This is a genomic window from Bacillus sp. AFS023182 (assembly GCF_002560575.1).
In the GTDB taxonomy this organism is placed as follows: domain Bacteria; phylum Bacillota; class Bacilli; order Bacillales; family Bacillaceae_G; genus Bacillus_A; species Bacillus_A arachidis.
The window spans coordinates 1-11,909 of the sequence record NZ_NTRO01000059.1; the positions used below are offsets into that span (position 1 = coordinate 1).

The following is an 11,909-nucleotide window of genomic DNA, read 5'->3' on the forward strand; positions in this document are numbered from 1 at the left end:
ACTAATCTTAGTATGTTTTGTATAGCTTCATATACTAAGTACAGATGATCTTGAATCATATAAATTGCTTTATATTCACTTAATTCTTTTTGTTTTTTCTGTAGTAACAGCTGTCGCATTTTGTACATAGTGGAAGAACAAAGAAAAATAGCGATTAGCTGCCCATAAAGATGACATTCTAGACGCTCTCGCTTAATATTGTGACAATGATTGATACCAAAAAGAGATTTCCATGTTTTAAATACAATCTCTATTTGCCAACGTAGTGAGTAGATATCATGAACCTGTTCCATCGGAACAATTTCCCATGGTATGTTGGTAATATAAACATTGATTTCTGTTAAACGTTTACTTTTTTCAGAGTATGTAACTCCTTTTTTCTTTTCAACATAAGTTTGTTGTTTCCTACGTTTATGAATTTGAGTGGATGTAAGTCTGTATATTACAACTCGTGAGGGTAATTTTTGTTGTCCAATATAGGCATTCCGAATCTCATAAGTATCTCCTGGTTTTATTTGATGCATAATATCTTCAAGGTTAAGCAAAACATATAAAGATTGCTTTTTTACTGTCCCATTCCGAAAGAATTCTGGAGATTCATTTTTTACATATACTCTATTATTTAATTTCAACCGTGAAACATAGAATACACCTCGTTGATCCATTTGGTCTAAATCTTTTAGAGAAAAGTATCCTAAATCTCGAATACACAAATCGCCTGGGCATAATGTATCCAAACACTCTGTACCAAAGGTTTTATCATTATTTTTACCTGGTTCCATTTGAAAATTGAGGAATTTCCCACTATGTAAATCATACTCTAGTTGAATTTTAATGCCGGCTGTTTGTGCACACCCTCCTGAACCGGGATAAATGTGAGCCAAATAATTTGGGACTTGAAAAATAGTAGCATCTAAAATACGGATACGTTGAAAATAAGAAGTATATTGGTTTTGGATTTGAGACGAATCGTTTAGTCTGCTTTTGATTAAAAGGGAAAATATACGCTGTAGAAATAAAACAGCGCACCGATTAAAACGTTGATTAAGTCCTTCAGGACTCATAAGTGTAGCTGTATTTGCATAAAGCTGGCTACATAATCGAGTGAGAGAATCACTTGCTACATGTTGACTGATCCAAATACATAAAGCAGCCAAATCTTGTGCGCCATACTTACTTTTACGTTTTACAAAACCTGTCTCTTGTGCAAGTTGTCGAAGAATATGTGGAGATAGATATCGCTGTAGTTCTTCAGCGAACAAATGAAACTCATCTTGAATCGATAGATTCATACAAAAACGCCATCCTTTCCTATGATTCTACAGAAAGAATAGCGTATTTTTACACTTTAAGGGGTATTTTGTTTTGTTAGATTGATAGCAATGTATGGTGACCCCTATTAGAAACTGCAGTGAATGTTATTGCTCCAAGTGTAAATCATACAATTATTCCGCCAAAAATTTTCGGACGAGTTATCAGTATACTTATTTTAGTTATGTCTGGATCTATTCCGATTTCACAGGCTATCGCTGGTTATTTAATGAAGTGGATAGAGCCAAATACTATCTTTATATATGCAGGGGTGTTAGAAATTTCTGCAGCCGTTATGGTATTTTCATTGCCTGTTGTTAGAAATTATAATGTGAATCAAAAAAATACTACAAATTAAATTGTAGCATCTCATTCTTAATAGAATGGGATGCTATTTTATATATCGCTAAAAGGAATAAATTTTTCTTGAAGTAGAAGATTGACTCTTTTTATGTCCAAATTTGCTTAGAGTATATTCTCGTTAAAATGTGGGTGGTACGCCTAATTAGGAATAGTATACTTTTTCTACTTTATATAATGTATGCTCGATAGTCGAGCATAGAACGGCATCCACTTTGTAAAATTTAACTCGAAAGTATAAACTTTTCAAAAAATTCTTTATATTATTTTTTTGCTTAAAGGCAGGGAGAAATTCTGAATTTTTCTCCACATCACCAAAACTTTGAATCCATTGCTCTACATAAGTCTGACTAAGTATTTTTCTATTTAAAACACTAATTATGGATTTTACCATTCTCTCATCTTCCCCATCGGAGTAAATTCGATCTGTTATGGTCATCTTTTCGTAAACCAAATCGAGGATAGTTAAGAGGTCATTTTTATCCAGTTCGGAACATTGAGCCAAATCTTCTAAAGCATCTGCTGCATGGGCTATAGCATGAGCCCAGCCTTTTTCTTCGTCATACCCACGGTAATCTCGCTCTTCTTGTACATTGTAAAATACTTTCTCTTTTATCTGATGAATTTGCTCTCTTGAGAGAAATGGTGATTCTCTATGCCTCATGAAGAGGAGCGGTATGACTAGCATGGAGAAAGATCGAGTGAAGACAGAGTCTGTATTTGTTTCACCAAGCTTAAAAAGCAAATGGTTTTTATCCAAAACAACCGGTAGAAGTTGTTCTAGTTCGTTTGCTGTTAGAGAATTATCAGGAATCCAATGTGATAAGGTTGTATAAATTAGCTCATCACGTAGTTGGGCATCCAAAGAACCGATGTTATTTATCATTTCTAGTATCAACTGGAATATATCGGGGGGTGCTTGGTACCCATTTTCTTTTATTAATATCAACTTTTCTTTTAAATTCATTTTACACGCTCCTACTAGAAATTTTCTGAACTAACTTTTTCAAGGGTTTCTACTGACTATACGGCTTCTTCCGTACCCTTCTTCCCTTACTATAAGGTACAGATAGGATCAGAGACAATCCGCAATAGCAGAAAGGAATAAATTATTTCCAAGCGGTTTATTTCCTGATAAAATCCATAAAATTCCGCCTCCTTCGATTGTATTTTATACGAAAACTTGCTATCTAAAAAACTTCCCCACCCGATTTTAGGATAAAGGGGTCACCATACATCGCTATCAAGTTAAGAAACTCATCGTTCTCCAAAACGAAAAAAATGCACTGGATTCTCATAGACAACTGTGGTGAGATAAAGTTTTTGTTTTGGGGGTACTTCAAAATCTTAGCTTGATGGTAATGTATGGTGACCCCTAAAATGAAAAAATCCGCTGACTTCTCAAAGTAATTAACTGTAGTGAAAGAAAATTTTTATTTTGGGGGTACATTAAAACTTTAGCTTGATGGCCATGTATGGTGACCCCTATAGGGGTATGGAAACATCGCCATCAACTTAAGAGATTTTAATAACTATAAGTGCAAAAAACGTTATCCTGTCTAATAATCTAGCTTGCTTAGAAAGAATAATGTTTTTACTTTTAGAATCGTGAATATTCTTAAGTTGATGGGCCTACGACTGTCCCCCTATACGGTAATTATTATTTTTTATTTTGAACTTAAAAGGAGAAAACATGTTGAAAAAACTTCTAATATTTAATGCAGTGGCGACAGTGATAATCGTTTTATTATTAGCTTTACTTCTTCATATTGCTAAAAGCGAAATGATTTATACTGGTGTAGGGCCAAAAAATCCTAGCGTTGTGGATGTAATTAAATATATTTATCATGGATTATTCTAAAAACAATTATAATAGACAAAAAGGATCATCGATTGAAGATCCTTCTTTGATGTTGATAAAAAGACTATTTTATTTGCTCTCTTGTTTTTTGTATATTCGGCTTGATGAAAGCGAAAAACAAACCGAGTTTCTCTATGTATTAGAGAAACGACTCTGTGAACTACCCGCCACTTAAATTCTAACGAATTTTGAAGTGGGGGGCTTCTCAGTTCCAAGACGAAAGCGACCTTTCGTCTCCCTGAGCGTTACTTCGGGTTATTCCACCCCTAGGTGTCCAACGCTTGGACGTTCTTTTTTACGGTTGATATTTTACGCAGGAACCGAACGGCTTGGTTTTCGCACTTTGTTTTCTTCCTGCAACCTTATATATCAAGTTATCAAAGAACTTCATGTGTCTAGTTTAGCAAAAATCTTTTGGCTATGCCAAACCGAAATTCATCTCCCACCTAGCGTTGGGATATCGCCCTACACACGCTTGAGGAAGGAAAATTCTCTCGGATAGAGTGTTAAAATAGTGCTAAGTAAAAATAAAAAATTCATTTTGGGGATATTTCAAAATCTTAAGTTGATGGGCATGTACACAAATCCCTATTCCTACAAATATAAATTCAAAACAAGAAATATGTGAGTATATCTTCTATGGTTATTTTACTGATAATGAATAAGCTCCGTCTCCATCTCCATCATCAAATTTATATACAGATAAGTAATACTTCCCTGGTTTTGCTGCAAATTTCCCTTTTATATTATTTCCATCATGTTCGCCCTCAGCGACATTATTTTTCATATCTGATTCGTGACGAAGTACCCAATGCATCCCAATTTGATTTTCATTTATAACAGAAATATCTACTTCTTTTGGAGATGTGACCTCGAACATGTACTCATCCGATTGAAAAGGAGTATTCAGATTTCCTTTTACAAGCGTATTAAAAGGAATTACCTTTGCATCAGGTTTCGCCTCCTCTTTTAAGGTGACTGTCGTTTGTCCTCTACTTACTTTTCCTCTATTATCTTTCACTGTTAACTTTGCGGTATATGCCCCCTCTTTTTCATATACATGAATAGGATTTGCTTCTGTACTTGTTGTACCATCTCCAAAATCCCAAAGATAAGAGACAATGTTTCCACCTGTGCTTTCTGTACCATCGCTATGAAACTGAATTTCTCCATTTGGTTTCCCGTTGTACGGTCCATTCATGTTTACTTTAACAGTTTGTTTTTCTTCTTCTCCCGTTGCGACACCATGGAATACAGCATCGTATTCAAATTGATTTTTCGCATTTACACGATAATTCACAAAATACGCTGTAACTGTTTTGTAGCCGCTCCACTCTTTTTGCGATAACTGTTCTAAAGATTGATTAATTTTCTTGCTCATCGTTTTCCAATCTTCAGATTCTCCTTTTGTTATGCCACCTGTATATGTTCCTTCTAATGTAAACGTATCAAAAAATTGAGACTTATGCTTTGTAATTGTCGCATCTTTTATCTTTGCTACATCTGTAATGTCTTTCTTTACATCGGTTAGTGGTTTTGGTGCATGTTCAGCTAAATAATCATCTGATACTTGTGGGGTATTATATGTATCTCGATTATCAATTAACTGCTTCATATAGTCTTGATATTCTTTATTTAAATTTGGATCCTTACCTAAAGCTTCACGATATGCATCATAATTCTTCACATCATTTGCACGAATTAAATCTAGAACCTTATCGAAAGTTTCAAATTGATGATTATATAAGTAAGACTGCAGTGCAAAAGAATAATTATAAAAGTCCCATGATCCTCCATATGTCGAAAATAACGTTCGTTCTGCTGTATAACGTTTCGCAGGATCAGATGATAAACCTCTAATTACACTTGGGCGTGGAACAACATTATTCGTACGAGTGGATCCCGCAAAAAATTCTGCATTTCCTTCTTGGAACCAAGTTATTCTTTCATCTTGAAACATGTCTCCTTTTCCATATAAACCAGGAACCTCGTATCTTCCTTGTAGATAATGTGTAAATTCATGACGGAATAATTCTTCCAAACTAAAAATACTTTGCTCTGTTGTACGCTCATATGTAAAGAAAGTACCTTTCTCTTCAATATAAATTCCACCATTATCTGTTGAATATCCATATAGTTGGTTATTTAGTTGATATTCATCTGGATTGTTATAAATGACTACTGTCAGTACATCATCAGGGTTCCCCGGCTCTAACGCTGTATCCTTTCCAATTACACGATGAAATTGTGCCTTTACTTCTTTCGCAGCCCAATATAGTCTCTTTACCTTTTCTTCTGCTACTTTATCTCCTGTTTTAAACACAATCGCACCATCATCGAATGTATACGTTTTTGGTAAGTATTGCTGTTTGCCTTCTTCACGAATTTTCTCATAATCTACTGTATTTCCGCTATAATCTTTTCCACCATAGTTTTTTGAAATTTGCCCTGTCGCAACAAAATATGTTTCACTTAAGCGAGGGTACATATGCATTGCTTGTGTAAGTACTTCTAATGGTTTACTTGAGTTACTATGGAATTTCCCTAAACGACCAGTATAATAAATACCATTATTAATTAACCAACTATTTTCTGTTGTTATATGATTCAGAAGAGCCATTCGACTGAGTTCATTTACGAAACCATCAATTTTCCCATACCATATAGTTTCATCCGCCTTTTTATGTGTATCAGACAAGTAAGACTGTATATCATGATCAATTCCATCCATGAGTCTATACACAGCTTGTCCTTTGTTCGAATCACTTACATATGTAGAAATATTATCGTTATATTGTTTGAATATATTCACTGCATATTGAACTGTTTCAACATCACAAGAAGCATTACCAATTAATTTACCGTATGCAGATACCACAGTATTTTGTGGATCTGTACCAAGTTTAAAGTTCGGATTTTTTGCAATTGCTTTTAATGCAGGTAAACACTTATCATGGAGACTTCGTTCACTTAAATAGCTTACCTCTTCATTATTAAAGCCTACATAAAAAGCGGAACGTAATACTTCAACAAACGTATCAATCCCTTTTGCATCATCTTTTGTAAATGTGCTTCCACGACGACCTAATTCATCAATAATAACCTGTATTCGCTCTTTATTTTGATAAAACGCTTTTGTTTCTTGATTAAATTGAGATAAATCTGTGATCTGATCCCAACTAATATTTGCCAATGTATCGATGAATTCGTCATTACTCATTCTATTCAGCTCTGTCAGAGAATATTTTTGCTGATATTGTTTTGAAGCTGCTTGTTTCACGGCTGGAGCTGGACGTTGTGAAAAATCGTTCACTTTTAAACGTTCTTCATAAGACAATGTTTCGTCCGCTTTTGTAGAATGTGCAATTCCATCTTTTGAAATCTCTACCCCATTGGGTTTCATTTGTAACACATTATAAGGTGCTTTCTCTTCCGCTGATACTTGTGTTTGAATACTTCCAAATGATAAGGCTATTGTACTAATACCAAGCATCATTTGGGTAAATTTTGATTTCTTGTTCATCATATTTCCTCCGTTTATGTAATCCATCTCAAAGAGTAACACGTTATTATAACAAGATATTATAATATGTAATATTGCATATTTTTTCTTTGTATTTATGAACAAAGTATAAAAACTCAATGCTATTAGGAGTAGCACCACATGACCATCAAGCTAAAATTTTGAAGTACCCCCAAAATGAAAAATTTCTTTCTCTACAGTTAGTTACTTGAGAAGTCAGCTCATTTTTTCGTTTTGGGGGTTATAAAATTCTTAAGTTGATAGCCATGGGGTACCGCCAGCATTTTGGAAAAAACCCACGCTAAGCAAAAAATACAATAAGCCGCCCATATGGACAGCTCATTTACATAATTATCGAAAGCGGAAGTTAATGTATCTTGTTTATTCAACATTAGCATCCGTTTGTTTCACAAACAAAGACCATTTAATTTAAAAACGTATAAAAAATGGTTCCAATCACTACTACACAACTAGCTCTTTAATGGTGTTAAGTATCCCTTCTGAATAAGAACCTATGGTTAAACGTCCATGTCCATTTTTCGCCTCACTTGTAGCATTCTCAAGTAAATAACCGAATTTTACAGCCTGTAACATTTTTAAGTCATTACCACTATCACCGAAGGCAATTGCATTTTGTCGGTCTATCTTAAATTTTGCTAATATATATCTCACAATCTCGTCTTTTCCAGTCCCTAAAGGGATAAAATCAATATCATATGCATTCTCTGGGTCTCCAGCCAAAGGATTACATTGATTGATGTTTATACTAATTTTAAAATCACTAGCAACTTGTCTAATATGGTTAAGGTTTAATTGATCGTCCTCTTCATTTTTGCAGAAATAGTAGTAATTGCTTTTGTATTTTGATGCACCCATCTGTGATTGGCTATCTAAAGCAATATTTTTAGAAGCTAACAAATCAACTATCTCTTTTATTTTATCGGGATGGTAATTGCCATTATCAAACCTGCTAAGCCATTCTTTATCAATTTCACCTTGTTTTAACTTGTTGAAATAATGAATTTCTGTTCCCAAATCACTTGCAATAAAATGAGGAAGATACTGAAATCCACCCCTCTTCATTTTTTCAAGAACAGCCTCAATGTCACTACCCGTTACCAAGCCAAAAAGTAAACCAGAAACTCTACTTTTTTCTACGATAGTCTGTTCTAATGCTTGTATTTGACTTTTTCGTTCGGCGGTTAATTGGTGAGGAAAGTACGTTTCATCAAAATCACTAAATACAATGTATTTAGGATTTGGTATTTCTGGTAAAGTTCTAAAAAGATTGTAGTCCATAGAGTAACCTCCATAAATTCTTCTCTCATTCACCTTTATATTACCACAAATATCCAATTACTTGTATAACTAAACTGCCAGTTAATTGAACAAGAAACAATGTATACCATATACATGTTCGGTTAACATAATGGGTTCTGTTGCAAAGTTTGAAAAAAGCATAAACAGGTTGGTAAATGAGGAATAATGTTTAGGAAGTAGCTAGTAATTGTTGAAGTTCATTGTACGTTGAAAAGGCGGAGTCTCTTTGTAGGCTTCGCCTTTGTTTATATAGGGCATGAATGGTCTCAATACCTTTTATTGTACGTGAAGCATGACGAAGATTTTGAAATCCTGCGGATTTGGCAAAACGTCTCTTTACATGCCTATGATCTTGTTCAATACGATTGTTTAAATGTTTGATTGTACAATGGGTTGTGGTTTGATAAAATCCTTGTTTTCTTAATTTGTTAAATGCGCAAAGTAATACCGGTGCTTTGTCAGTTGTGAGAACCGTTGGTTCTCCAAAATGTTTTACTAATCTTTTCATGAAAGCATAGGCAGCCTGATGATCCCGTTTTTTACGAAGTTGAATATCCAATGTGTGCCCTTCTTTATCAATTGCACGATATAGGTAACACCATTCTCCTTGGACTTTGATATAAGTCTCATCCAATTTCCAAGATAAATGTACATGCTTATTTTTCTTCTTCCAAATTTGATAGAACAGGTGTCCGTATTCATGAACCCAGCGCATGATGGTTGTAGGATGAACTGAAACACCACGTTCTTTCAGAATTTCAGAGACATCACGATAGCTTAAAGAAAAACGACAGTAATAGCCAACGGCTACTAAAATAATATCTTGTTTAAACTGCTTTCCTTTAAAGTATCCCATCTATGATTCTCCTCAATCTATTTTGCAAAAGTTTAGCTTACTTTTAAAAACTTTGCAACAGAACCAGACGGAATATGTGATTGCTGCTTACGCAGAGACTCCTCTATATTGAACGAACGATCCTCTCTTCATAATACTCTAATTAATGTACGTTTAGACATAAAATTAACAAATTTCGATTAGTTCCTTGGATGTTAAGGAATTAATTTTTATATTTGAGGAGATATGCGGGACAAGTGTAAATTTAGGAAAATCCAATATTTTCTATTTAAATATGATAGAATAGAAATATATCCAAAACGGAGGAATAACAAATGAACTCAAACACAAAACAGTTTATTTATGATATCCAGCAAAGAAAAAATAATTATATAGAAAATGTATTAATAGCAATACAACACCCTAAAAAAGAGCAATCTGAACAAGTCATTCAAAATATAGTAGAGAAGATGGATTTGATGGTCAGTTTAGTTACTACTTACATGGCTATTGAATCAGAATCTACGAAAGAATTAAAAGAGCTTCGGGAAGAACTTATTCATGCTCAAGCATATATTCAAAAACGAAAATATGAAGAAACACAGAGATGAAACCCTGTGTTTTTTCGTCTATGACACTATTTTTTTATAAATCTGATTAGATGTAATTTGATTATTGTTTTGGCATAATCCATACAATTTGTTGAATGCGTACAATATACGGTACCGTATCTTCAATGAGCAAATGATCTGGTTTCACATCCTTTAACTTTCCCCTTACATTACCCCTTACAGTTTCAATAAACACCTGTTTACCAATTGCTGATTGTAATGTCTGATATACGTAGGGATTAGGTACACTTACCATATTTTGTTCACTCAAGTCATTTCCCTCCACATAACTCACTCTATAAGACTCCTTTCTAACTTACATTCTTTCTTTTAATATATGATATAAATCTTATCAATATGCTAGAAGGATAATTCATTATATGAGCGAAAATAATATTTTAATAAGGTACGTTTTCTATTCCTAAATTGCTAAAAAATTATTTATATAAGGTTACTTTTACTAGTTAATAGGTGATGATATAGGGATACTTTGAATGTACATCCAGGTTGTTCCTTTCAAGATATGTATCATTTTAAATACAACCTTTATTAGAGTACTGCTCATACTTTTTTTGAGATTCTTTCGTAATACGTGCGTTAAGTAAAATTGCTAACAACAAAAACACTCCATATTTGAAGTGAACCCAAAAAGTTAGACAAATATTCTAAGCAGCTAATAAGGATTGGATCCTGTATTCTACAGGGCTCAATCCTTTTAATTTTGTCTTAATACGTTTGTGATTGTAATAGTAAATATATTTTTCTAATTCCAAAGTAAAATGTTCCATACTTTCAAACTCTTGTAGATAAAGTAATTCAGATTTTAATAAGCCAAAGAAATTTTCAATGACTGCGTTATCTAAACAGTTGCCCTTACGGGACATACTCTGCGTAATTTGATGTTCTTTAAGTAAGTGCTGGTATCGAGTCATTTGATATTGCCACCCTTGATCCGAATGGAGTATAGGGGAATCACCTTCGTTTAAACGCTCAAACGCTTGATCTAACATCTTTGTAACGAGTGGAAATACAGGTCGTGTTTCTATATTATAAGCAATGATTTCACCATTAAAGAGATCTAAAACTGGCGATAAATAGAGCTTCTTCCCGAATAAATGGAATTCTGTCACATCCGTAACCCATTTCTCATTAGGCTTAGAAGCCTTAAAATCACGCTGAAGAACATTTGGAGAAATTCTTCCAACATTTCCACGATAAGAACGATACTTCTTCATGCGGACAAGACATTTTAAGCCTAGCTCAATCATTAAACGACGTACCGTTTTATGATTGATTGAGTAATTTCGATTTTTTAATTCTAACGTGATGCGTCGATACCCATATCTTCCTTTATGTTCATCGAAAATCTGTTTAATGATTTCTTTTACTTCTTTGTATTTGTCAGGACGAGTAAATTGTTTCACCCAGTAGTAATACGTACTACGCGCAATCTCAGCTATTTTCACTAAGTGACTTACCTTAAAAACATGCCTTAATTCATAAATTACTTGCGCTTTTTGACGTTCTGAGATTTTCTCTCCTCTTGAACTAAGGCGTTCAACTTTTTTAAATATGCATTTTCCATACGTAAACGCTCGATTTCCGCTAATAATGCTTCTTGTGATCCTTCTACGGGCTGTTCTTTCTTTGTTTCTTTTTTCATCGTTGGACGCCCCCGTTTTTTTGAATAAAGGGCGTCAATACCTTATTTTTCTAGAGTTTTTTTCCACTGTAAAATAGTCGATGGATCCGGAATATTATATATTACAGCTGTTTCTAAAAGAGACGTCCCTGTCTCATTCATAAAGTTAAGTACGTCCATTTTAAATTGTACAGAGTAATTTGTATACCTAGATCTCAAACCCTCTATTCCATATTTTTTATAGAGACCTACCCATTTCATAATAGATTTATGATGCGTACCTATTCGATTGCCTATGGCTCTATAAGATTCTTTCCCTTCAAGATAGTCCTGAATAGCTTCTAATTTAACTTCTAATGAAAACTTTGCCATAAAAAAACTACACCTCCAATTGTTAATTGTGTCTAACAATTGGGGTGCAGTTCAACTAAATACGAATTAAGTGG

The 11,909-nt window shown here is 33.9% G+C and carries 11 protein-coding genes; 3 read left to right on the forward strand and 8 right to left on the reverse strand.

The annotated features are described in order from the left end of the window. On the reverse strand, positions 1-1,292 hold a 1,292-nt coding region (locus CN288_RS21810), incomplete at its 3' end, for an IS4 family transposase (RefSeq protein WP_098962727.1). Between the two features lie 119 nt (positions 1,293-1,411). On the opposite strand from CN288_RS21810, the gene CN288_RS21815 reads away from it, so the two are divergent. Then, positions 1,412-1,669: a hypothetical protein gene (locus CN288_RS21815; protein WP_018767882.1), complete on the forward strand. Its 258-nt coding sequence runs from the start codon at positions 1,412-1,414 to the stop codon at positions 1,667-1,669. 147 nt (positions 1,670-1,816) lie between these two features. Here the strand turns inward: CN288_RS21815 and CN288_RS21820 are convergent, their stop codons facing one another. After that, complete coding sequence (locus tag CN288_RS21820; protein WP_018767881.1) at positions 1,817-2,638, reverse strand: DUF2785 domain-containing protein; 822 nt, start codon at positions 2,636-2,638, stop codon at positions 1,817-1,819. Positions 2,639-3,394: 756 nt separating this feature from the next. Between CN288_RS21820 and CN288_RS28970 the strand changes: the two genes are divergently transcribed. Beyond that, positions 3,395-3,532: a hypothetical protein gene (locus CN288_RS28970; RefSeq protein ID WP_176527717.1), complete on the forward strand. Its 138-nt coding sequence runs from the start codon at positions 3,395-3,397 to the stop codon at positions 3,530-3,532. Between the two features lie 643 nt (positions 3,533-4,175). Here the strand turns inward: CN288_RS28970 and colA are convergent. From colA to CN288_RS21840, 3 genes are all read right to left on the reverse strand, one after another. Continuing rightward, on the reverse strand, positions 4,176-7,055 hold the full coding sequence (colA, locus tag CN288_RS21830) for a collagenase ColA (RefSeq protein ID WP_098303089.1): 2,880 nt from the start codon (positions 7,053-7,055) through the stop codon (positions 4,176-4,178). Between the two features lie 462 nt (positions 7,056-7,517). Next, positions 7,518-8,354, reverse strand: coding sequence for an HAD-IIB family hydrolase (locus tag CN288_RS21835; RefSeq protein ID WP_098303090.1), 837 nt, complete (start codon positions 8,352-8,354; stop codon positions 7,518-7,520). Between the two features lie 190 nt (positions 8,355-8,544). Then, complete coding sequence (locus tag CN288_RS21840; protein ID WP_098303091.1) at positions 8,545-9,231, reverse strand: IS6 family transposase; 687 nt, start codon at positions 9,229-9,231, stop codon at positions 8,545-8,547. 314 nt (positions 9,232-9,545) lie between these two features. Between CN288_RS21840 and CN288_RS21845 the strand changes: the two genes are divergently transcribed. Then, on the forward strand, positions 9,546-9,821 hold the full coding sequence (locus CN288_RS21845) for a hypothetical protein (protein WP_098303092.1): 276 nt from the start codon (positions 9,546-9,548) through the stop codon (positions 9,819-9,821). 61 nt (positions 9,822-9,882) lie between these two features. On the opposite strand, the gene CN288_RS21850 is transcribed toward CN288_RS21845, so the two are convergent. The 3 genes from CN288_RS21850 to CN288_RS29785 all read right to left on the reverse strand — a co-directional run bounded on the left by CN288_RS21850 (position 9,883) and on the right by CN288_RS29785 (position 11,835). Then, positions 9,883-10,116, reverse strand: a complete 234-nt coding sequence (locus tag CN288_RS21850) for a YuzF family protein (RefSeq protein ID WP_098303093.1) — start codon at positions 10,114-10,116, stop codon at positions 9,883-9,885. Positions 10,117-10,486: 370 nt separating this feature from the next. After that, positions 10,487-11,446, reverse strand: coding sequence for an IS3 family transposase (locus tag CN288_RS21855; RefSeq protein ID WP_229174826.1), 960 nt, complete (start codon positions 11,444-11,446; stop codon positions 10,487-10,489). 80 nt (positions 11,447-11,526) lie between these two features. Further along, complete coding sequence (locus CN288_RS29785) at positions 11,527-11,835, reverse strand: helix-turn-helix domain-containing protein (RefSeq protein WP_255260032.1); 309 nt, start codon at positions 11,833-11,835, stop codon at positions 11,527-11,529. Between the last annotated feature and the right edge of the window lie 74 nt (positions 11,836-11,909).

Coding starts and splice junctions, on each gene's coding strand:
- CN288_RS21820 (WP_018767881.1), bottom strand. CDS start 2,638: ATGAATTTAAAAGAAAAGTTGATATTAATAAAAGAAAATGGGTACCAA.
- colA (WP_098303089.1), bottom strand. CDS start 7,055: ATGAACAAGAAATCAAAATTTACCCAAATGATGCTTGGTATTAGTACA.
- CN288_RS21835 (WP_098303090.1), bottom strand. CDS start 8,354: ATGGACTACAATCTTTTTAGAACTTTACCAGAAATACCAAATCCTAAA.
- CN288_RS21840 (WP_098303091.1), bottom strand. CDS start 9,231: ATGGGATACTTTAAAGGAAAGCAGTTTAAACAAGATATTATTTTAGTA.
- CN288_RS21845 (WP_098303092.1), top strand. CDS start 9,546: ATGAACTCAAACACAAAACAGTTTATTTATGATATCCAGCAAAGAAAA.
- CN288_RS29785 (WP_255260032.1), bottom strand. CDS start 11,835: ATGGCAAAGTTTTCATTAGAAGTTAAATTAGAAGCTATTCAGGACTAT.